Origin of the sequence: Marinobacter nanhaiticus D15-8W, from assembly GCF_036511935.1 — a bacterium.
Taxonomy (GTDB): domain Bacteria; phylum Pseudomonadota; class Gammaproteobacteria; order Pseudomonadales; family Oleiphilaceae; genus Marinobacter_A; species Marinobacter_A nanhaiticus.
The window spans coordinates 1,112,131-1,134,601 of sequence record NZ_AP028878.1; the positions used below are offsets into that span (position 1 = coordinate 1,112,131).

Genomic DNA, 22,471 nt, shown 5'->3' on the forward strand with positions numbered 1-22,471 from the left:
AAGGGTGAAAGCGATCAAAAGCGTAAAAGGGGAACCGGACAGACAGGTGCGCCGGCGAATCGCTGCTAAACAGCGCTCCGGCAATCGAGGACCGTATCCGGTTCAGGACCGGACGGGCGGTGGTGTGCGTTTTCCGAAGATCAGTGTTTGCGTATCCATGGCGGGAAGGTTAACGGGAAACGATGAGGCGGACAAGCCCGAACGGGCTTTGGCGCATGGGCCTGAGGATAGCGACGCTTCTGAGGACCAGCGTTGTAAACTTGGAAGAGACAGATGAACAGGAACTGCAGAAGAAATAGATGAGGATATCGAACAAGCGGCGAAGAGGGCAGGTTCCGCCGCTTGGGGTGCCCAGCGTTAAATCACTGAACGGTGATGACGGCCTGGTTCTGCTCCAGGGTGCGCTCACCAATACCCTTGACCTTGGTCAGATCTGCAACGGACGCGAAAGGGCCGTTGGCGTCGCGGAAGTCGATGATCGCCTGGGCCTTGGATTCGCCGATACCATCCAGCTTCGCGAGGGTTTTGGCATCTGCCGTGTTGATATTCACCTGCGCAGCAGCGGTGGCGGCCGGTTCGGCCGGTGCAGTGGCGTCGGCCAAAGCAAAGCCGGAGAACAGGGTGGTGATGACGAAGAAGGCGCTAATCAGTAGTTTCATGCATCTATCTCGTTTATTTAGGTTTATCAGCACAAGCTGCATTGCGATCGAACAGGAACGCGCAAACGGGCTTGCAATGGAAATGTCCCGAGGCCGGGCTGATGAACGAACGTTAAAATCCGGGTGACTGTAGTGAAAACTGAAAAGCAAGAAGCTCGATAAGCGATTTTCAGTGAAGAGAGTGACGAAAGTCAGAGGAGGGGAGGAATACTTGGCCTAATGGCATGCTCACAGCTTGGAAATAAAGTCACGGAATGGGGCCCACCTTCCTTGTGCGCCCGTTCCGTGGCTTTAAAAAGCCTGATCCCTTGGCCTGCATATCCCTATCTTGCCCGATCCATTTGGGCGGATATTTCCCTATGTCGCCCGATCCATCGGGCTTTTCATCCTTGAGTGCCTGTTCCGTCAGGCCATTCGTCCCTGATCACCTGATCCTTCAGGCTCATTCTTCCCTGTTGCCGGCCTGATCCTTCAGACCTGTCTTCCCTGATCACCTGATCCCTCAGGTTCATTCTTCCCTGCTGCCAGCCCGATCCTTCAGGCCTGTCTTCCCTGATCACCCGATCCCTCAGGTTCGTTCTTCCTTGCTACCGGCCTGGTCCTTCAGACCTGTCTTCCTTGATCACCTGATCCTTCAGGTTCATTCTTCCATGCTTCAGTCCGTTCCTTCGGACCTTTTCATCCTTGATCGCCCGTTCCTTCAGGCGCATCCGTCCTTGGATCTACGAGTCGCCTCGTTTGCCTAATTCCGTTAGGCCAACACATCCTTGTCTGCATCCGTGCAGTTCTGCGTCCTTGCTGAAAACAAGTTTACTGGAATCCCAAATCTGGCAAATCGGACATTCTCAATGCGGCGTGTGAGATATGGATTACATGGGTGTAATCGTTCGGAAAGGTGGGCTGTCAGCCCTGTAACGGCAGGCTTTGTGGAGGGTTAGACAAAAGGCTAATGCGTCGAAGTTGCTCGTGCTACTTGCCCTTAAGAGTCTCAAGTAACGCCTGCCCCGTCCAGCTTTCTATCTTCCCCGCCTCCGCATCACGGATCAACGACACCAGTTGCTGGTTGACCGGGGCGGAACGGCCCAGGCGTTCGGCCAGATGCACGACTTCACCGTTAATCCAGTCCACCTCGGTGCGCCGGCCGGCCTGGAGATCCTCCCACATGGAGGAACGAGCCAGCGGGTCGATCGCCAGCATGGCCTGGGCCAGACGCCGGAACAGCCAGTCCGGCAGTGACATGAGCATGGGAATTACCGGCATCGGGACCGCCGCCAGCTTGACGGTACGAATACGGGCTTTGTTAAGCAGCTGCAGGGTTTCGCGCTGAGCCATGGCGAGGCAGAGCCGGTAGCTGCGTTGTGAGAGTTCGTCCCGTAGCGGTTTGCCGGATAGGGCATTGATGGGGTTATTCAGGTTCAGCAGCAGCTTGGACCAGAGCACCGAGGTCATGTTGTGCTGCAAGGTGAGTGGCAGGCCGGAGCGTGCGAAGGTGTCCAGCATTGCAGGTGTCAGCGTATTGCTGTGCGCGGCCATCAATTGACCTTCGGTGCCATGGTGGAAATGCCCGGGCGTTTTCTGCAACACGTTGAATGGAACCATGCCCGCCAGGACCACCTGATCCGGTAGTAGGGGCTCGAGGCGCTCAGCATTGCTGATGCCGTTCTGCAGACTGATGACCGGAACGCCGGGCTTCAGGTGCGGTGCCATCTGCTGACCGGCCTCCTCGGTGGCCGCGGATTTTACGGTCAGGAGCACCAGATCGGCCTCGGCGACAGCGCCCGGGTCGGACGTATACTGGCCGGACGTGAGCGAACGCTCGTGATCGACACCAAGATAATCGCTGACCCGCAACGGTGTCGATGCGAACAGGGCTTCCATCTTCGGGCGCCCGACCATCACCACGTTTGCGCCCGCCGCGAGCAGGCGTCCACCCAGGTAGCAGCCGACACTGCCAGCGCCAAAGATCACGATACGGGGGGAGTCTGTCATCAATGCATTCCGGTCTGTGTTGTTTTTGTCTGGATCATGTTTATTGGGGTGTTCTTATCCAGAACACCATAGACCGCTGAAGGGCGCCTGTCTGTAAACCGGTTGACAGTGTCGGTGCTGAAGCACGCCGGCGAACAAATCAGTCGCCGCTGGCCCGTCGCGCCTTGTGCGCCTCGGCAGCCTCGCGGATCTTCTCCATGGTGATTTCGCTGACCGCCATCTGGCTACTGCGAATATGGGCGGTCAGTTTCGCCGCGGCCTCGGCCGGATTGTTGTTGGCCAGGGCATCGAGGATTTCGGCGTGCTCCTCGTAGGTGGCATCCACCCTGTCGGCGCGGGTGAAGTCCAGCCGACGGATGATCCGCAGGCGTTCGGTAATTTCCCGATGAATGCGGGCCATCTCGCGGTTGCCGGCAGCGGCGACCAGTTCGCAGTGGAAGCTCTCGTCCAGGGCCCGCGCGGTACTGCCGATGGCGCGCTCCGACGGATGATCCGGCCGCCAGAGGGCATTGAGCTGGCGCAACACCGGCGGCGGTGAAGCGAGCCGGCAGATCTTGTGCATCGCCGCCCGCTCCAGTGTGACGCGTAGGTCATAGAGCTCTTCCACCTGCTGGAAGTCGAACGGCTTGACCTGCCAGCCACTGCGGAACAGCACCTCGACATAGCCTTCCCGCTGCAGGCGATAGAGCGCCTCGCGTACCGGGGTCCGGCTGGCGGCCAGACGCGCGGCGACATCGCCTTCGCTGAACTTGTCGCCGGGAATCAGGCGAAATTCGAAGATATCGTCCTTGAGGGCCTCGTAGACCGTGTCCGCGACGCTGGCTTTGCGGCGAGGATTACGTGCTGGTTTTTCCATAATCACGCCTCATCTATCGATCGCCATCAGCACGATCAAGCACGTTCGGTTTTCACAGCGTCGATATAGGCACGCCAGCCGCCAAACGCGGTCACGTCCCGAGCACCGTCCAGCGCATAGCCTTCACAGATAAACCCGTTCACCCAGCGCCCATCGGAGAGCTCCACATTGCCGATGCCCAGGGGCGGTGGCACCAGATCCACGAACGAGCCGAAGGCCGATGCCGGCATCTGCCAGACCTCGACGATGATAGCCGCCCCGTCTGCCGGATCGACCCGGCGCAAACCCGGTTTGGGGGGTGTCGTATCAGGCAGGGCGTACAGCCGATAGGTGGACGCCGTGGTGGTTTCCTCCAGCCGTTCGGCATTCCGCTCCGTCAACTGGATGTTCAACGGCATCCCGCTCAGGTGGGCACCGACCACGGCCACCGCGATCATGTCGTTGGCATCGCTGGCTATAAAAGGCGCTTCGGGCTGACGATCACGGTCGGTAGCGCCAATCGGCGTCGGGTAGGCGTTCATCCACAGCCCGGCGATCTGCTGGAGATCCGCGTCCCGCCAGGCGCCGCTGATCAACGTTTGCCCGAACGGCAAACCGTCGGTTCGAAACCCCGCAGGGATCGCCAGTGCGCTCATATCGGCGAGATTGACGAAATTGGTGTAGGTGCCCAGCAAGCTGTTGACGCCCACCGGATCGGCTTCGACCTGGGCCCGGGTCGGTGTGATTGGCGCCGTGGGCACCAGTAGGGCGTCCGTTTCGGCCAGCAACTGGTCAATGCTCCTGACCAGGGCCTCCTTGCGATACATCGCCTTGAAGGTGTCCGTTGCCGAGAACTGGCTGGCTTTTTCGATGATGCCCCGAACCACCGGGTTCATGCTGTCCGCATGATCAGCCATAAAATCTTCCACGGCCGCATGCCGTTCGGCCACCCAGGGCCCTTCATAGAGCAATGCGGCCAGCGCGAACAACGGCGAGAAGTCGACAGGCATCAGCGTATAGCCCAGCGCCTTCCACTGTTCGAGGGTGACCTGCCAGGCGGCCTCGTTTTGCGTATCACCAAACCAGTCTGGGTTCGCCGGCACGGCAAGCCGCCGGATAACGCCCGGCCTGCGGATCGCCGGTTCGTCTGTCGAGAAAGCGGCTGGATGCGCCCGCGAAAATGGATCCGCCGGTTCAGGTATCGCCACCAGATCAAAGACGGTGCGCGAATCTTCCAGGGTGTGCGCAAAAATGGACACGCAGTCCAGCGTGCGGCAGGCGGGAACCACCCCGTTGATACTGATTGCACCTTTAGTGGGCTTGAGGCCTACCAGGTTATTGAGACCCGCAGGTACGCGCCCGGACCCCGCCGTGTCTGTTCCCAGTGCGAAGGGCACCAGGCCGCGCGCCACGACCGAAGCTGAGCCCGAACTGGACCCGCCGCTAATGACTTCGCTGTCGAAGCTATTGGGCACCGCACCATAGGGCGACCGCGCACCCACGAGGCCCGTGGCAAACTGGTCCAGGTTGGTCTTGCCCATCACGATCGCTCCGGCGGCCTTTAGCCGGGCGACGACGACAGCATCGTGCTCCGGTGTGTAGGCGAATGCCGGGCACGCGGCCGTCGTCTCGAAACCCACCACATCGATGTTGTCCTTCACCGCAAATGGAATGCCGTAAAGGGGCAGGCGGCTGTGATCACCTTCGGCGCATTCCAGTCGATGGGCCAGCTCCGCCAGGCTGGCTTCGAGTTGGTCCGGACTGATCACGCTGATCCAGGCGCTATCGTTACTATCCAGCGAGGTCTGCAGGTCGCCGAGCAACTGCGCCGGTGTACTGCTTCCCTGGTAGGCCTGCTGCCAGTCGCTGATCGTCCATCCGAGTATGTCGGGCATCGATTCATCCTTTCGCTATCAACTTGTATACAACCTGTCTGTAGCGGGCTATGGCAATGCCCGTGCCATGGCGGATGTTGCTCCCTAAGTCATTAACCACAAAAGAAATTGCTTTTTTGTGGCGCAGAAGCTGGCGAGAAACGTGCACTACGGATGCGCGCCATCCCGGGTAGAGGGCCAAACGAGTGCAGAAAATAGGCCGTTGGGTTACGGAAACTTTGGCGTGTTCTAACTCCCTGCTTTTATTTGAATTTGAGACAGGTGCCCGATTTCGGACGGCGGTCCACTGGATGCACGATATTGGTGCGCTAATCGTGTGGCTGGTCCCATAAAGGGCATGGTGTGTCGTGGGTAGTGATCGAAAAACAGGCTTGTATACTAATTAAGTGTCTGAACTAGCTGGTTTATTTTCCTGCTGGAATGGTGGATGCAATCGCAGTACTGCGTTTTGAAATGTTGCGAAACCAATCAGGACAGGAAAATAGGACGCACAACATGACTATTAAAAAACACCTCAAGACCGGGTTCTCTGCCCTAGCGCTCTCCCTCACGATTTCCACGGCTGCCACAGCGGCCGACGAAGGTCCGATCAAGGTCGGTATCCTGCACTCACTCTCCGGCACCATGGCGATCAGTGAGTCCACCCTGAAAGACACCATGCTGATGCTGATCGAGAAGCAGAACGCCGAAGGCGGTGTGATGGGCCGTCAGCTCGAGCCGGTCGTGGTCGACCCGGCCTCCAACTGGCCGCTGTTCGCCGAGAAGGCCCGCGAACTGCTGGCTAAGGAAAAAGTCGACGTGATCTTCGGCAACTGGACCTCCGTGTCCCGTAAGTCGGTCCTCCCTGTCGTGGAAGAGCTGAACGGGCTGCTGTTCTACCCGGTCCAGTACGAAGGTGAAGAGTCTTCCGAGAACGTGTTCTACACCGGCGCTGCGCCCAACCAGCAGGCGATCCCGGCGGTTGACTACCTGATGAACGAAGTGGGCGTTAAGCGCTGGGTTCTTGCAGGCACCGACTACGTCTACCCGCGCACTACCAACAAGATCCTCGAGACCTACCTGAAGGATCACGGCGTGGCGCAGGAAGACATCATGATCAACTACACGCCGTTCGGTCACTCCAACTGGCAGTCCATCGTTTCCGACATCAAGAAGTTCGGCAGCGCCGGTAAGAAGACCGCCGTCGTCTCCACCATCAACGGTGACGCCAACGTGCCGTTCTACCGCGAGCTGGCCAACCAGGGCATCGATGCCGCCGATATCCCGGTGGTTGCCTTCTCCGTGGGTGAGCAGGAACTCTCCGGTATCGACACCGGCCCGCTGGTAGGCCACCTGGCTGCCTGGAACTACTTCATGAGTGTCGATGCCGACGCCAACTACGACTTCATCGACCAGTGGATCGAGTACACCGGCAAGGAAGATGCCGTGACCAACGATCCGATGGAAGCGCACTACATCGGCTTCAACATGTACATCGAAGCGGTCAAGAAAGCCGGCACCACCGACGTGGATGCGGTCAAGGACGCCATCATTGGTGTCTCCGTACCCAACCTGACCGGCGGCTACGCCACCATGATGCCCAACCACCACATCACCAAGCCGGTCCTCATCGGCGAAATCCAGGACAACGGCCAGTTCTCCGTAGTCTGGCAGACCCCGTCCACCGTGGCTGGCGATGCCTGGTCTGACTTCCTGCCGGGTTCCAAGGACCTGATCAGCGACTGGCGCAAGCCCCTGTTCTGCGGCAACTACAACGTGGTCGAGAAGACCTGCGGCGGCAAGGCCGAAGTTGCAGCGCAATAAGTTCCAGGCCGGATAGGCCATTGAACCGACGGCGGGCGCTGGACATACCAGGGCCCGCCCATTCCGGCGCCAACCCGGAACAGATTCAAAGACAATAACCAAGGAAAGCCATCATGAGCATCACCCGATCGCTCAAACAGCTGCTTATGGCCTGCCTGCTGACGTTGCCCGCCCTCGTCCATGCCCAGGCGAGTGATGAGCAGGCGCAGTCGTTGCTGAAGCAACTGGCCGACGCGTCCTACGCGGAGAAGGGCCGCATTATCAACGACATCGCAGGCAGTGGTGACGAAAGGGCCCGGCAATGGCTCGAAGCCTTCGCCGACGGCAAGCTGGCCCGGGTGGAAGAGGACACAGATGTCGCCCCGGCCGATACCTTCGTGATCGTACTCGAAAACCGCGGCCGGGACTGGACCGTGGCCGACGCCCTGACCGGCGACGAAATCGGCGAAATCTCCCGCCGTAACCTCGATTCGATCCGCATCAACAACGCCCTGCGCGGCGAACTGGACGGCATCCTGTCCGTCATCGATCTCAAGGTGGACGACCCCGAACAGCGACTCGCCGCCGCCCGCGGGCTCCGTGGCAGTGTGGACGACGCCATGGTCGAGAACCTCTCCGAACTCATGGCGGAAGAAGAGAACAACAGCGTGAAAGCCGCGCTGGAAGAAGCCATCGCCATCTACCGTGTGGAAGAGCTGGGCGACGTTGACGCCGTCGAGACCCTCTCCGGCAGCCTGAACTCCCAGGCGCGGGCCGCACTCAATGCCGCCTCGCGCAGCGATGATGCCGCCCTGGCCAAGGCCGCGAAAGAAGCCATGGTCAGCATTGAGCAGAAACTGAAAATGAATCGTGCCGCCGAGACCCTGTACTTCGGCCTGTCACTCGGTTCCGTGCTGGTGCTGGCTGCCATCGGGCTTGCCATCACCTTCGGGGTCATGGGCGTCATCAACATGGCCCACGGCGAGCTGATCATGCTCGGCGCCTACACCACCTGGGGCATGCAGCAACTGCTGCCGGGCCAGCCGGGGCTGGCCCTGATCCTGTCGATCCCGGCGGGCTTCCTGGTTGCTGCGCTCGCAGGTATTGCTATCGAGCGCAGCGTCATCCAGTTCCTCAAGGGGCGCCCGCTGGAAACCCTGTTGGCCACCTTCGGTATCAGCCTGATCCTGCAACAACTGGTGCGGACGGTCATTTCCCCGCTCAACCGCACGGTGATTACGCCGGAGTGGATGAGCGGGTCGTTCATGGTGAACGAAGGCCTCTTCCTGACCCTGAACCGCCTCTACATCATCGGCTTCTCGCTGGTGGTCTTCGCCGGCCTGATGCTGATCATGCGCAAGACCCGCCTCGGACTGGAAGTGCGCGCGGTCACCCAGAACCGGGCCATGGCGCGCTCCATGGGCATCAAGGCTACCCGGGTGGACATCATGACCTTCGCCTTGGGCTCCGGTGTAGCGGGCCTGGCGGGTGTGGCCCTGTCGCAGATCACCAACGTCGGCCCCAACCTGGGCCAGAACTACATCATCGACTCGTTCATGGTGGTGGTGTTCGGCGGCGTGGGTAACCTCTGGGGCACGCTGGTCGCCGGCCTTTCACTCGGCACGATCAACCAGTTGCTGGAACCCTGGGCAGGCGCCGTCCTGGCCAAGATCCTGGTGCTGGTCTTCATCATCCTGTTCATCCAGAAACGCCCGCGCGGACTCTTTCCGCAAAAGGGCCGTGCGGCGGAGGGTTGATCGATGTCGACTACAAACACCAGCTATTCCCAATCCTGGCTGACGCGGCCCTTTACCGAGCGTTCCACCCAGATCTTCCTGGGTGTGCTCTTCGCCGCCATGGCGGTGGTTACCTTCCTGCATGTGGCGATGCCGCAGGACAGCGCGCTCTATGTGAGCTCCTACACCGTCACGTTGTTGGGCAAGTACCTGTGCTATGCGCTGCTGGCGGTCGCGGTGGACCTGGTCTGGGGTTATCTCGGTATCCTCAGCCTGGGCCACGGGGCGTTCTTCGCGCTCGGCGGTTATGCCATGGGCATGTACCTGATGCGCCAGATCGGCGATCGCGGTGTCTACGGCGACCCGGTCCTGCCTGACTTCATGGTGTTCCTGAACTGGGAGTCGCTGCCCTGGTACTGGCACGGCTTCGACATGGCCTGGTTTGCCTTCGTGATGGTGCTGCTGGCGCCGGGCATTCTGGCCCTGGTGTTCGGCTTCCTGGCGTTCCGTTCGCGGGTGACCGGCGTCTACCTGTCGATCATCACCCAGGCGCTGACCTTTGCCCTGATGCTGGCCTTCTTCCGCAACGAGATGGGCTTTGGCGGCAATAACGGCCTGACTGACTTCAAGGACATCCTTGGCTTCGACCTGCGCACCGACGCCACGCGCCTCGGCCTGTTCCTGGCTACCGGCGTCGCGTTGGCTATCGGTTACGTGATCTGCCGCGCCATTGTCGGCTCCAAGCTGGGCCGGGTGAGCGTGGCCTGCCGCGATGCTGAGGCCCGCACGCGCTTTATCGGCTACCGGGTGGAGCGGGTGCAGCTGTTCGTGTTCGTCGTCTCCGCCATGCTGGCGGGTGTCGCCGGCTCTCTCTATGTGCCGCAGGTGGGCATCATCAACCCCAGCGAATTCTCGCCGCTGTTCTCCATCGAGATCGTGGTGTGGGTGGCCCTGGGCGGACGCGCCACGCTCTACGGCGCGGTGATCGGTGCGCTAATCGTCAACTACGCCAAGACCGTGTTCACCGGTGTCATGCCAGACGCCTGGCTGTTCGCCTTGGGTGCGCTGTTCGTGCTGGTGACGGTATTCCTGCCCAAGGGCATTGCCGGCCTGCTGCCAGGCTTCAGGAAAAAACAGCAGGATGACGACCCGAAAACCACCGGCACCGAACGGGAGGCCACCGCATGAGCATTATGACGGAGCTGACCCAGCGCGACCGGGTCTTCGACTTCCTCACCCCGACGGCGTCACCAGTGGACGTCCGTCATGGCCCGATCCTCTACCTGGAGGATGTGACCGTCAGCTTTGACGGCTTCAAGGCGATCAACAACCTAAACCTGACCATCGACGACGGCGAACTGCGCTGCATCATCGGCCCCAACGGCGCGGGCAAGACCACGATGATGGACATCATCACCGGCAAGACCCGCCCGGATGTGGGCTCGGTCTGGTTTGGCAGCCGCCACAACCTGCTGACCATGAACGAGCCGGACATCGCCAGCCTCGGTATCGGCCGTAAATTCCAGAAGCCCACGGTGTTCGAAGCGCTCACCGTATTCGAGAACCTGGAATTGGCCATGGCGGCGGACAAGCGGGTACTCCCCACGCTGACCGCGCGCATGAATGGTGAAACAAAGGACCGTATCGAGGAGGTTCTTGGCACCATCGGCCTCACCGAGCTGCGCAACCGCGAGGCGGGCATCCTCTCCCACGGCCAGAAACAGTGGCTTGAGATCGGCATGCTGCTGATGCAGAAGCCGCGCCTGCTCCTGGTGGACGAACCCGTCGCTGGCATGACCGAACAGGAAATGGAACGTACCGCCGAACTGCTCACCAGCCTCGCCGGTAAACAGTCTGTCGTCGTGGTCGAGCATGATATGGGCTTCGTCCGCTCCATCGCCCGCACGGTCACCGTGCTGCACCAGGGCAGCGTGCTGGCGGAAGGTTCCATGGATCAGGTGTCCAATGATCCCAAGGTCATCGAAGTCTATCTGGGGGAGGGCGCCTGATGCTCAAGATCGAAAAACTCAACCAGTTCTACGGCGAGAGCCACACCCTCTGGGACCTGGATCTGGACGTACCCAAGGGCCAGTGCACCTGTGTCATGGGCCGTAACGGCGTAGGCAAGACCACGCTGATGAAGTGCGTCATGGGCGAAGAACTGGTGAAGGACGGACGCATTATCTACGGAGGTGACGAGAGCGGCGCGGGGGGTGAAGACCTGACCCGACGCCGGTTGGAAGACCGCGCCGCGCTCGGCATCGGCTACGTACCCCAGGGCCGGCAGATCTTCCCGTTGCTCACGGTGGAAGAAAACCTGCGCGTGGGCCTCGCCGCTCGCGCGGATGGCAGCAAGCAGATCCCCGAACGGATCTACGAGCTGTTCCCCGTGCTCAAGGAGATGAAGAATCGCCGCGGCGGCGACCTCTCCGGTGGCCAGCAACAGCAACTGGCCATTGGCCGGGCGCTGGTGATCGAGCCCAAGCTGCTGATCCTCGACGAGCCGGGCGAGGGCATCCAGCCCAACATCGTCGCGCAGATCGGTGAGGTTATCCGCCGATTGATTGAGGAGGACAACCTGACCGTCCTGCTGGTGGAGCAGAAACTGCCGTTCGCCCGCAAGTATGCGGACAAGTTCGCGATCATGGACCGGGGCCGCCGCGTGGCCGAAGGGGACATCGCCGAGCTGTCCGACGAACTCATCAAACAGCACCTGACGGTATGACGATCTTCACGCCGCTGGCCGCCAACGTGGACCCGGGCCGCGAATCCGCCAACGATTCCGGCCATCGCTTCGATACCGGGCGTCGCTGGGCGGCGTCCATCGAGCTGGGTTTCGAGTCCCGGCGTGAACAGTTGCAGCCCGTCACCCGCCTGACCCGCCGCCGGCACTACGGCCCGCTGCGGGTGCAGAAGCCGTTCTACCCCGAAGGCAAGACCCGCTGCTGCCACGTCTACCTGCTGCACCCACCGGGTGGTCTGGTGAGCGGCGATGCCCTGCATATCAAGGCGAATATCCAAACCGGCGCCCACGCCCTGCTCACCACGCCCGCCGCCGCCAAACTCTACAAGGCCGACAGCCACGGCGTGGCCTGGGGCCAGCACACCCAACTGATCGTCGAAGACGGCGCCACCCTCGAATGGCTCCCCCAGGAAACCCTGGCCTTCGACGGCTCCCGCGGCGAACAGACCACCACCATCGACCTAAGTGGAAGCGCCCGCTGCATCGGCTGGGAAATCCTGGCCCTGGGCCGACCGGTGGGGGATCTGCCCTTCGTCAGTGGCCACCTGGAACAACGCTTCCGCCTGACCCGCGACGGCCGCCCCCTGTGGATCGAACGCCAGCCCATGGACCCGAAGCACCCGAGATTCAAAGGCCCTTGGGGCCAGGGCGGCAGCACTGTCCAGGGCACGTTATGGGTCGTGGGACTGGACGATGAAAGCGAGGCGATAGAAGCGCTGCGTGAGCAGATCACCGTATCACCGCGATGGGCCGTCACCCGCCGCCGCGGCGTATTGCTCCTCCGCTACCTCGGCAACGAACGCAACGAAGCCTGGGCGATATGCCAGCAGGCATGGGAAATCCTCAGACCAAGATTGACCGGTTACGAGGCGCACATACCCAGGATTTGGATGACATAAAAGACGAGAGATGTGTCGGGTTACGCTCCGCTTTTACGCCCTTGGGTGAACCCGACCTACGAGGTTGAACTCGGGGAAACGTAGGTCGGGTTAGCAAAGCGTAACCCGACACCCCGTCTCCAAAAAACACGAACACCCGAGCCCATACCTCGGCAGACCACAGGAAGCACAAACAATGTAGCCGACGCTACAGCTTCGGAGGCGTCGCCAGACGCCCGGACCAACACCAGCAGCCCCGCGGCCTGCACCGAAGCTAAAGCATCGGCTACAAAACACCCGAGCCGGATAGCTCGGAGACAACAGGAAGCACAAACAATGTAGCCGACGCTTCAGCTTCGGAGGCGTCGCCAGACGCCCGGACCAACCCCGGCAGCCCTACGGCCTGCACCGAAGCTAAAGCATCGGCTACAAAACACCCGAGCCAGATAGCTCGGAGACAACAGAAAGCACAAACAATGTAGCCGACGCTTCAGCTTCGGAGGCGTCGCCAGACGCCCAGCCAACGCCCGGCAGCCCTACGGCCCGCTCCGAAGCTAAAGCATCGGCTACAAAACACCCGAGCCGGATAGCTCGGAGACAATAGGAAGCACAAACAATGTAGCCGACGCTTCAGCTTCGGAGGCGTCGCCAGACGCCCGGACCAACACCAGCAGCCCTACGGCCTGCACCGAAGCTAAAGCGTCGGCTACGAAAGACACACATACGAGCATCGCAAACAACGGAGTTACGACGATGGAACTCACCCCCAGAGACAAAGACAAGCTGCTCCTCTTCACCGCAGCCCTGCTCGCCGAGCGCCGCAAGGCCAAGGGCCTCAAGCTCAACTACCCGGAATCGGTCGCCCTGATCAGCGCCGAGATCCTCGAAGGCGCCCGGGAAGGCCGCACCGTGGCCGAACTGATGACCGCCGGCACCGAAGTCCTCACCCGTGATGACGTGATGGAAGGCGTGGCGGAAATGGTGGATGAGGTCCAGGTGGAAGCCACGTTCCCGGACGGCACTAAACTCGTCACGGTCCATAACCCCATAGTGTAAGGAGGCGCAGATGATTCCCGGCGAATATGAAATCAAGGACGGCGACATTGAGCTCTGCGCCGGCCGCGAGCGCATCACCGTCGAGGTGGGCAACACCGGCGACCGCCCGGTGCAGATCGGCTCCCACTACCACTTTGCCGAAGCCAACCCGGCGCTCACCTTCGACCGCGACAAGGCCAAAGGCTACCGGCTGGATATCGCAGCGGGCACCGCGATCCGCTTCGAACCGGGCCAGACCCGCGAAGTCACCCTGATCCCCTACGCAGGCAACCGCGAAATCTACGGCTTCCGGGGTGAAGTCATGGGTGCCGTGGATAAGAAGAAAACAGGAGGCCAGCCATGAAGATTTCCCGTCAGGCCTACGCCGACATGTACGGCCCCACCGTGGGCGACCGCGTGCGGCTGGGGGACACCGAACTCTGGATCGAAGTCGAGAAAGACCACACCCACTACGGCGACGAAGTGAAATTCGGCGGTGGCAAAGTCATCCGTGACGGCATGGGCCAGAGCCAGCGCTGCGACGACGCGGTCATGGACACCGTCATCACCAACGCCCTGATCCTCGACTGGTGGGGCGTCGTCAAAGCCGACGTCGGTATCCAGAAAGGCCGCATCGCTGCCATCGGCAAGGCCGGTAACCCGGACACCCAGCCGGACGTCGAGATCGTTATCGGCCCGGGCACCGAAATCATCGCTGGGGAGGGCAAGATCCTCACCGCCGGCGGCATCGACCCACACATTCACTTCATCTGCCCCCAGCAGGTGGAAGAAGCTCTCATGAGCGGCATCACCACCATGCTCGGTGGCGGCACCGGACCGGCCACCGGCACCAACGCCACCACCTGTACACCGGGCCCCTGGCACATCGGCAAAATGCTCCAGGCGGTGGACGAGCTGCCCATGAACATCGGCTTCCTCGGCAAGGGCAATGCCTCCCTGCCGGAAGCGCTGGAACTGCAGGTGAAGGCCGGCGTGATCGGCCTCAAACTGCACGAGGACTGGGGCACCACCCCGGCCAGTATCGACAATTGCCTGACCGTCGCCGACCAATACGACGTGCAGGTGGCCATCCACACCGACACCCTGAACGAATCCGGCTTCGTCGAAGACACCCTGGCCGCGTTCAAGGACCGCTGCATCCACACCTTCCACACCGAAGGGGCAGGCGGCGGCCACGCACCGGACATCATCACCGCGTGCTCGAAAGCCAACGTACTGCCGTCGTCCACCAACCCGACGCGGCCCTACACGGTGAACACCATCGACGAGCACCTGGACATGCTGATGGTCTGCCACCACCTGGACCCGAACATCCCGGAAGACGTGGCTTTCGCGGACTCCCGCATCCGCCGCGAGACCATCGCCGCCGAGGATATCCTCCATGATATGGGCGTGATCTCCATGATCTCCTCCGACTCCCAGGCCATGGGCCGGGTGGGCGAGGTCATCTGCCGCACCTGGCAGACCGCCCACAAGATGAAGGTCCAGCGCGGCCTGCTGCCGGAAGACGAAGACCTGGGCGCCGACAACTTCCGCGCCAAGCGCTACATCGCCAAGTACACCATCAACTCCGCCATCACCCACGGCATCGCGCACGATGTGGGCTCGGTGGAAGTGGGCAAGCTGGCGGACCTGGTGCTGTGGAGCCCGGCGTTCTTCGGCGTTAAGCCCGCCTGCATCCTCAAGGGCGGCATGATCGCGGCGGCGCCGATGGGCGACCCAAATGCCTCCATCCCCACACCGCAGCCGGTGCATTACCGCCCCATGTTCGGCGCCTTCGGCAAGGCTGCCAGTGCCACCCGCCTGACCTTCGTCAGCCAGGCCGCACTGGACGCGGGCATCGACAAGGAACTGGGTCTCGATAGCCCGCTGTCCGCCTGCAAGAACGTCCGCCAGGTACGCAAGGGCGATATGAAACTCAACGACGCCTGCCCGCACCTGACCGTGGATCCGCAGACCTACGAGGTCCATGCCGACGGCGAACTGCTCACCTGCGAACCGGCCACTGAGCTGCCACTCGCGCAGCGTTACCATCTGTTTTAGGAGCGCAGACATGATCGAACTCACAGAACGCATCGCCCCGGTCGAGTCGGCAGAAATCTTCGACAGCCTGACCCTGCCGTTCGAACTGCGTATCCGTGGCCGCCTCCGGGCCACCACCGACAACGGCACCGACGTCGGCCTGTTCCTGGATCGCGGCCCGGTGCTGCGGGACGGGGACTGCCTGCAATCCGCCGGCGGCGAAGTGGTCCGCATCCGCGCGGCCGACGAGCCGGTCGTCACCGCCCAGATCCCGGCGGGCCTGCCCTTGGCACGCCTGTGCTACCACCTGGGCAACCGCCATGTGCAACTGGCCATCGGCTCGATTGATGATCAGACAGGCTGGGTCCGCTTCCCGCCGGATCACGTGCTGGAAGAACTGGCCGAACGCCTGGGCGCCACCCTCAAACACCACCAGGCCCCCTTCGATCCCGAACCGGGCGCCTACTCCCAGGCGGGGCATTCCCATAGTCATGGGGAGAGCCATGAAAAGAGCCATGGGGAAGGGCACGGCCATAGCCACAGCCACGCGCACAGTCATTCCCACAGCCACAGTCATAGCCACCGCGAAGAACACGACCATCATCACAGCCATGGATCGGGTAAAGGCCATGTCCACTGACAGCACACCCATGGCCGACCTAAGCCTGCTCGGCCTGCTGCAGCTGGTCAGCCCGGCGCTGCCCATCGGCGCCTTCGCCTGGTCCCAGGGTCTGGAAAGCGCCTTCGAGCTGGACTGGGTGCGCAACGAGGATGAGCTGGGCCAATGGCTGGCGGGCGTTCTGGACGACGGCCTGACCCGCTGCGAGCTACCCGTTCTGGCGCGCCAGCAACAGGCCTGGGCCGATAGCGAGGCGACAACATTGGCGCAGTGGAACGACTGGCTCCATGCCACCCGGGAAACCGCCGAACTGAGCGACGAGGATGTTCGCCTGGGTTCCGCACTCACACGCTTGCTGACCAGCCTGGAACTGATGCCCGAAGACGGCCTGATGCCCCACGAACCGGGCTACGTCACCGTCTTCGCCTGGGCCGCGCACCAGCGCAACGTACCGGTGCGCCAGAGCCTGCTGGGTTTTGCCTGGGCCTGGCTGGAAAACCAGCTCGCTGTCGCGTGTAAAGCGTTGCCCCTAGGCCACACGGCGGCACAACGGCTGACCGAAAAACTGCGCCCGGCGCTGGTAAGTGCCGTGGACGCCGCGTTGGCGCTGGAAGACGACGAACTGGGTCCGGTACTGCCGGGACTGGCGCTCGCTTCAGCGCACCACGAAACACAGTATTCCCGTTTATTCCGTAGTTAATGCGCCTACCAGAGCGCAACCAGAAACAACGATGAGGAACACACCATGAAACATTGTCTGCGAGTCGGGGTCGGTGGCCCTGTCGGTTCCGGTAAAACAGCCCTGCTGCGCCAGCTTTGCCTGGCCCTGCGCGACCACTACAACATCGCCGTGGTCACCAACGACATCTACACCCGCGAAGATGCCGACTTCCTCCTGCGCCACGAAGCGCTGGAAGCCGACCGCATCCTCGGCGTAGAAACCGGCGGCTGCCCGCACACCGCCATCCGCGAGGACGCCTCCATGAACCTGGCGGCCATCGACGACCTCCAGTCCCGTCACCCGGACCTGGAACTGGTGCTGGTGGAATCCGGTGGCGACAACCTCTCCGCCACCTTCAGCCCGGAACTGTCGGACCTCACGTTGTACGTCATCGACGTCTCCGCCGGCGACAAGATCCCCCGCAAGGGCGGGCCGGGCATCACCAAGTCCGACCTGCTGATCATCAACAAGATCGACATCGCCGAACAGGTTCATGCCTCGCTGGAGGTGATGGATCGGGATTCGAAGAAGATGCGCGGCGAGCGGCCGTTTGTGTTCACCAATCTGTATGACGGGGTAGGGCTGGAAGAGATCATCAGCTTCATTCTGGATAAAGGCATGCTGCCGGAAAGACGGCCAGAGAAAATAGAAGCGAGCGCCTGAGACCGGCACAAACAAAACGAACTGGATTGCAGTTAAACGGAGACAAACCATGACACGACTCACCAAAACCCTGCTCACCGCCGGCCTCATGCTGACCGCAACCGCCGCATCCGCCCACCCGGGACACGGCGAAGGCGGCTTCGCCAGCGGCCTGATGCACCCCGTACTCGGCCTCGATCACCTGCTGGCCATGGCCGCTATCGGCTTCTGGAGCATGCGCCAGTCCACCTGGATGAAACGCGGCACACCGTTGTTCATGATCGGCGGCATGTTCCTGGGCGCCGGGCTGGCCTTCGCGGGCCTGAGCATCCCCGGCGTCGAGACCGGCATCGCATTGTCCGTCATGTTGGCCGGTGTCCTGATCGCCACCCTGGCTAAAATGCCGACGGTGGTTGGTGGAACCCTGGTCGCAGCATTCATGGTCTTCCACGGCTTCGCCCACGGTGCAGAAATGCCTGCTGGCTCCCACTTCCTGGCATACATGGCAGGTTTCGGGCTGGCGACGCTGGCGATCGCCTTTGCCGGTCGTGGTCTTGGCGCGCTGCTGATGAAAACCGACAACCGCGTCTCCCAGGCGCTGGGTGCAGTGTTGGCCGCGACAGGGGCTTTCCTGGCAGCTTAAGGTCGGTTAAAGCCTCTGTCTCCTCGTGGAGGTAGAGGCCGATAAAAACAAAGCTCCGTTTCTTCCGCCGAAGTGGGGAGTGGAGGTTTGAAGAGAGGGCAGGCCAATGGTCTGCCTTTCTTTCAAATAACCTTGAATATCTAATGTTTGCAATAATTCCCTATCTCGCCATTTAACAAAATTTTGCCCTCCTGTTACCGATTCCATTTGCCCCCCAACTTTCCCCCGCGGTATAAAAAGGACATTAACTTTTAGAAAGCTTTGGCACCGACACGCCCAGTCAGTCATCACAATAAGAAACAGCCAAGCAGGGAGACGTCGCTGGCTGGGGATAACAATAAATGGAATTCTCACCGACAACCCAAACCGTTCTAGACATCCTCTGGTACACCGTCCCGTTCGTCATCATCGCGGGCGTCCTCTTTGAGTCCAAGTTCAGAAGCGGGTTCAGCAAAGCCGCCTTCACGCTCTCAAAGCGCCTGCTGAACAAGAAGACCTACCACCTGATCAGCAACGTCATCCTCCCCACCGAAGACGGCGGCACCACCCGGATCGACCACCTCATCGTCTCGCCCTACGGCGTGTTCGTGGTGGACACCCGAAACATGAAAGGCGGGATCTATGGCAGTGCCGAACAGCCGGACTGGCTACAGCGCAGGAGGCGGTATGTGAACCGGTTTGAGAATCCTTTGTTCCAGAACCGGGAGCATGTGAAGACCCTGCAGACGTTGCTTGGCCTGAGTGAGGGCCAGGTGCATTCGCTGGTGGTGTTTTTGGGAGAAGGGCGGTTTCGGACTGAGATGCCGGGGAATGTTGTGAGGGGGTGGGGGTATTTGGGGGCGGTTAAGGCTCGTCGCCAGCCGGTGCTTTCGGCGGAGCAGGTTGATGAGGTGGTTGAGATGGTGGGTTCCGGGCGTTTGAAGGAGGTGCTTCGGACTCAGCTGGATCATGTGAGGAATGTTCGAGGGATTGTTTAAGGGAAGGCTCCCGCTTTCTGTTTGCTAAGGATACTAAAAATGGATTTTGCTCCCGCCTTACAGCCATTAATCCACGCCCTCTGGTATCTCATCCCGCTGGCTATTCTCGGCGGCATTATCAACTCGCCACGGTTCAAGGGCTGGGTCGGCGAAAGCCTCGTTAATCTCTCTGCGCGCCTGTTTCTCGACAAGAAGACCTACCACCTGATCCGCAACGTCACCCTGCCCACCGAAGACGGCACCACACAGATCGACCACATCATTGTGTCACGCTACGGCGTGTTCGTGGTGGAAACCAAGAACATGAAAGGGTGGATCTTCGGCAGTGCCAAGCAGCGGTATTGGACGCAGAAGATCTATAAGCACTCGCAAAAGTTTCAGAATCCGCTGCATCAGAATTACAAGCATGTGAAGACGGTTCAAGCACTGCTGGGGCTGAGTGATGCACAGGTGCATTCGGTGGTGGTGTTTGTGGGGGATTCGACGTTTAAGACGGAGATGCCGGGGAATGTGACGCGAGGCGGCGGGTATTTGCGGTTTATCAAATCCCATCAAGAAACGGTACTGACGTCGGAAGAAGTCAGTCAGGTAGTAGAAAGGATCGCCTCGGGTCGTCTGAAGGGTTCCTTTAAGACGCATCGAGAACACGTGAAGCATGTCCAAGCCATCGTTGAAGAGAAAACGAATACGGTTCTCTGCCCGAAGTGTCAAGGCGATATGGTTCGGCGCGTTGTGAAACGCGGCGAGAACGTTGGGAAGGAGTTTTGGGGGTGTTCGGCGTTTCCGAGGTGTAGGGGAATGCTGAATCTCCAGGCGGAGTAGAGAGAATTGGATCCAGTTTCTTACTTGTTTTCTGCTTACCTGAATACGGTACAGACCAATGTTCAGGAGCATTTCGCCGAAAGGTACGGCACCCAGATTACGCCGGTCGAGATTCAGTACGAAGGCGTCGAGGTGGCGTTTCAGCACCAGCTCTGGCGCATTCGGGACAAGAGCGTTTGCGGCAATGTTAGCCATAACCTGAAAGTGTTCTCTGAATGCACTCTGAAGGCGAAACAACTCTTTGGGGAGCTTTGCTCCGAGCTTTCCAAAGCGCCGCAGAAGAACTGGAAGCATGGGAAGTTCCGGACGATGTATTGCAATGCGTCGGTTTCGTTTAGGCCGACGATTGCGCGGGTGAGTGCCGGCACGGAAGAGACTGAGCTGGCGAAGGCGAGGCAGGCTTGTAATGCGGCTACTGTGGCGGCTATGGGGAGTCGGGAACCGGGGATTTTGCGGGAGAAGCGGGAGTTATGTTGGGTTTATGAATCGCTTAAATTGAGATAATAGATCTGTCGAGCTCTTTGACTTCCTGACCACTGTTATGCATACAAATAACCCTGCGATAGCATCTTTTAATAGGGAATTGTGATGAAATCGATATTTACCGGTACCTTCGATGAGTTGAAAGAAAGACTAAGCTCCATTGGAGGTGATTGGGACGAGAGCCAAGCCAATAAGAAAGTTCTCCGCCTAAATGGTGGAGTGATGAATTGGTATGAAAGTACTGGAACTATTCAGTTCCAAGGAAAAGATAAACCAAGAGCGAAATTGGAAGATTTAGTGCTGTCGTGCCTAGATCCAGATCATCAACCGAAAGCGACAGCTGATCCAATAGAAGAGGGAGTAAGTGGTGAGCCCAAAGACAGCACCGAGGACTCAACTCCTGAAAGAGGGAGTGTTGGAAGAGCATATCTAGATGGTGTATTTGAAAACTCTGAGATAGTGATTGGCTTAGTAAGTGCTGTGGGCACAGAAACAACTAGAGTGGTCACCCCCCTGAAAGATCGGCTATCACATTTTGGATACGATGCAAAAGAGATAAAGGTCTCTTCATTGCTCGTAACCGATGGATCAGCAGCAAATGAGTACGAGCGAATAAAGTCTTTAATGGATGCTGGCGATCAGCGCCGAAAAGACACTAAGCTTAATTCAATACTCGCTTATGGGGCCGCCAAACTAATTTCCGATAAGCGAGATGAAGCAAAGCCTAAGAGAGCTTACATCATTAATTCTCTGAAACATCCCGATGAAGTAGAGGCCCTTCGGAAGATTTATGGGCAAGGGTTCTATTTGTTTGGTGTCCATGCCGAAAAGAAGAGAAGACTTCATTATCTGACTAATGACAAAAATCTAAGTGACCCACAGGCGATAGAGCTTACTGATATCGATGAAGACGAAAAGGTAAAGCATGGTCAACGCACCCGAGATACATTCCATCTTGCCGATTTCTATATAAACTTTGGGAAAAATGACGATCAAGTAAAAAATACTGTTCAAAGATTTCTCGAGCTTATATTTGCTCACCCTTATAAAAATCCAACGTTTGATGAATTTGCAATGTTCATGGCATTTTCAAGCTCGGTTCGATCGGGTGATCTTTCTCGTCAAGTTGGTGCAGTGATTGCGAGAAATGATCAAATATTGTCTACAGGTTCTAATGAAACTCCGAGGAAAGGTGGAGGGCTTTACTGGGCCAAGGTTGACGGTGCAAGTGGAAAGGTGATAGACGAGCAAGATGGAAAAGATTACACAAGAAATGAAGATTCTAACAAGGTAGAGCAGCAAGAGATATTATCGGAGATTATGCGAGGTGTTAAGCAGGTCTCTGGCCTGACCGAAGCTCAAGCGAGTGAAGTAGAAATGGTTCTCAACCATAGTAGAATTAAAGACTTGACTGAGTTTGGAAGGGTTGTTCATGCCGAGATGGAAGCTATTTTATCATGTGGCAGGGCTGGAATATCAACAATAGACGGTACTCTCTACTGCACCACATTTCCGTGTCATAACTGCGCAAAACACATTATTGCAGCAGGAATTAAAAGGGTGGTTTATGTCGAGCCCTACCCGAAGAGCAAGGCCCTTGAGTTTCACTCAGATTCAATTGAATTGAGGACAAAGTTGGAGTCAGATGGGAACTCAGAAAGCAGTCATGTTGTTTTCGAGCCATTTACCGGCGTAGGCGCGAGACGCTTCTTAGACTTTTTCTCAATGAGTCTTGGCGGTGGAATCAAGCTAACCAGAAAAGGAAAAGATGGGAAGATCGTAGATTGGGCGAAAAGTACTGCCAACGTTAGGGTGGCATTATTGCCTGAGTCATACAAAGAAATTGAACGTGATGCGGCTGAAATATTTCAGCAAAGCTAATTTTCATAATAAGATCGTGAGTGCGGGTGTTCCTTTCGTTCCCTACAGAAGTACCGTTTACTGCTGACGTTAGGAAAAATAAAAAAAG

General features: G+C 59.3%; 21 protein-coding genes. 17 read left to right on the forward strand and 4 right to left on the reverse strand.

From position 1 onward, the window contains the following. Positions 1-362: 362 nt before the first annotated feature. The 4 genes from RE428_RS05060 to atzF form a co-directional block, all read right to left on the reverse strand. Positions 363-659 carry a ComEA family DNA-binding protein gene (locus tag RE428_RS05060; RefSeq protein WP_004580891.1) on the reverse strand — a complete coding sequence of 99 codons (297 nt, stop codon included), beginning with the start codon at positions 657-659 and terminating at the stop codon, positions 363-365. Between the two features lie 969 nt (positions 660-1,628). Further along, the gene (locus tag RE428_RS05065; protein ID WP_004580892.1) at positions 1,629-2,648 is read right to left on the reverse strand and encodes a 2-dehydropantoate 2-reductase; all 1,020 of its coding nucleotides are present in this window, start codon (positions 2,646-2,648) and stop codon (positions 1,629-1,631) included. 139 nt (positions 2,649-2,787) lie between these two features. Then, positions 2,788-3,504, reverse strand: a complete 717-nt coding sequence (locus tag RE428_RS05070) for a GntR family transcriptional regulator (RefSeq protein ID WP_004580893.1) — start codon at positions 3,502-3,504, stop codon at positions 2,788-2,790. Positions 3,505-3,539: 35 nt separating this feature from the next. Beyond that, on the reverse strand, positions 3,540-5,378 hold the full coding sequence (gene atzF, locus RE428_RS05075) for an allophanate hydrolase (protein ID WP_004580894.1): 1,839 nt from the start codon (positions 5,376-5,378) through the stop codon (positions 3,540-3,542). Between the two features lie 495 nt (positions 5,379-5,873). On the opposite strand from atzF, the gene urtA reads away from it, so the two are divergent. The 17 genes from urtA (at position 5,874) to RE428_RS05160 (ending at position 22,383) form a co-directional block, all read left to right on the forward strand. Next, positions 5,874-7,181 (forward strand): urea ABC transporter substrate-binding protein, encoded by a 1,308-nt coding sequence (urtA, locus tag RE428_RS05080; protein ID WP_004580895.1) that lies wholly within the window; start codon positions 5,874-5,876, stop codon positions 7,179-7,181. A gap of 113 nt (positions 7,182-7,294) precedes the next feature. After that, positions 7,295-8,917 carry an urea ABC transporter permease subunit UrtB gene (urtB, locus tag RE428_RS05085; RefSeq protein ID WP_004580896.1) on the forward strand — a complete coding sequence of 541 codons (1,623 nt, stop codon included), beginning with the start codon at positions 7,295-7,297 and terminating at the stop codon, positions 8,915-8,917. A gap of 3 nt (positions 8,918-8,920) precedes the next feature. Further along, positions 8,921-10,084 carry an urea ABC transporter permease subunit UrtC gene (gene urtC / locus RE428_RS05090; protein WP_004580897.1) on the forward strand — a complete coding sequence of 388 codons (1,164 nt, stop codon included), beginning with the start codon at positions 8,921-8,923 and terminating at the stop codon, positions 10,082-10,084. Positions 10,085-10,089: 5 nt separating this feature from the next. Further along, on the forward strand, positions 10,090-10,905 hold the full coding sequence (urtD, locus tag RE428_RS05095) for an urea ABC transporter ATP-binding protein UrtD (protein WP_264673113.1): 816 nt from the start codon (positions 10,090-10,092) through the stop codon (positions 10,903-10,905). Next, on the forward strand, positions 10,905-11,621 hold the full coding sequence (gene urtE, locus RE428_RS05100) for an urea ABC transporter ATP-binding subunit UrtE (RefSeq protein WP_004580899.1): 717 nt from the start codon (positions 10,905-10,907) through the stop codon (positions 11,619-11,621). The genes urtD and urtE overlap by 1 nt, the downstream gene beginning before the upstream one ends. Then, positions 11,618-12,538 (forward strand): urease accessory protein UreD, encoded by a 921-nt coding sequence (locus RE428_RS05105; protein WP_004580900.1) that lies wholly within the window; start codon positions 11,618-11,620, stop codon positions 12,536-12,538. Before urtE ends, RE428_RS05105 begins: the two co-directional genes overlap by 4 nt. Positions 12,539-13,270: 732 nt before the next feature. Then, on the forward strand, positions 13,271-13,573 hold the full coding sequence (gene ureA, locus RE428_RS05110; RefSeq protein WP_004580901.1) for an urease subunit gamma: 303 nt from the start codon (positions 13,271-13,273) through the stop codon (positions 13,571-13,573). Between the two features lie 10 nt (positions 13,574-13,583). Continuing rightward, a complete protein-coding gene (locus tag RE428_RS05115; protein WP_004580902.1) occupies positions 13,584-13,916 on the forward strand; it encodes an urease subunit beta in 333 nt (110 codons plus the stop codon). After that, on the forward strand, positions 13,913-15,616 hold the full coding sequence (gene ureC, locus RE428_RS05120) for an urease subunit alpha (protein WP_004580903.1): 1,704 nt from the start codon (positions 13,913-13,915) through the stop codon (positions 15,614-15,616). The genes RE428_RS05115 and ureC overlap by 4 nt, the downstream gene beginning before the upstream one ends. Before the next feature lie 10 nt (positions 15,617-15,626). Beyond that, positions 15,627-16,235, forward strand: a complete 609-nt coding sequence (gene ureE / locus RE428_RS05125) for an urease accessory protein UreE (protein WP_004580904.1) — start codon at positions 15,627-15,629, stop codon at positions 16,233-16,235. Continuing rightward, the gene (locus tag RE428_RS05130; RefSeq protein WP_004580905.1) at positions 16,225-16,914 is read left to right on the forward strand and encodes an urease accessory protein UreF; all 690 of its coding nucleotides are present in this window, start codon (positions 16,225-16,227) and stop codon (positions 16,912-16,914) included. The genes ureE and RE428_RS05130 overlap by 11 nt, the downstream gene beginning before the upstream one ends. 45 nt (positions 16,915-16,959) lie before the next feature. Beyond that, a complete protein-coding gene (gene ureG / locus RE428_RS05135) occupies positions 16,960-17,598 on the forward strand; it encodes an urease accessory protein UreG (protein WP_004580906.1) in 639 nt (212 codons plus the stop codon). A 49-nt stretch (positions 17,599-17,647) separates the two neighbouring features. Next, a complete protein-coding gene (locus RE428_RS05140) occupies positions 17,648-18,220 on the forward strand; it encodes a HupE/UreJ family protein (RefSeq protein WP_004580907.1) in 573 nt (190 codons plus the stop codon). A gap of 341 nt (positions 18,221-18,561) precedes the next feature. After that, positions 18,562-19,197 carry a nuclease-related domain-containing protein gene (locus tag RE428_RS05145; protein WP_004580908.1) on the forward strand — a complete coding sequence of 212 codons (636 nt, stop codon included), beginning with the start codon at positions 18,562-18,564 and terminating at the stop codon, positions 19,195-19,197. A gap of 39 nt (positions 19,198-19,236) precedes the next feature. Next, positions 19,237-20,019 carry a nuclease-related domain-containing protein gene (locus tag RE428_RS05150; RefSeq protein ID WP_004580909.1) on the forward strand — a complete coding sequence of 261 codons (783 nt, stop codon included), beginning with the start codon at positions 19,237-19,239 and terminating at the stop codon, positions 20,017-20,019. A 6-nt stretch (positions 20,020-20,025) separates the two neighbouring features. Further along, a complete protein-coding gene (locus RE428_RS05155; RefSeq protein ID WP_004580910.1) occupies positions 20,026-20,523 on the forward strand; it encodes a hypothetical protein in 498 nt (165 codons plus the stop codon). Positions 20,524-20,607: 84 nt separating this feature from the next. Further along, positions 20,608-22,383: an anti-phage dCTP deaminase gene (locus RE428_RS05160; RefSeq protein WP_004580911.1), complete on the forward strand. Its 1,776-nt coding sequence runs from the start codon at positions 20,608-20,610 to the stop codon at positions 22,381-22,383. Positions 22,384-22,471 lie beyond the last annotated feature (88 nt).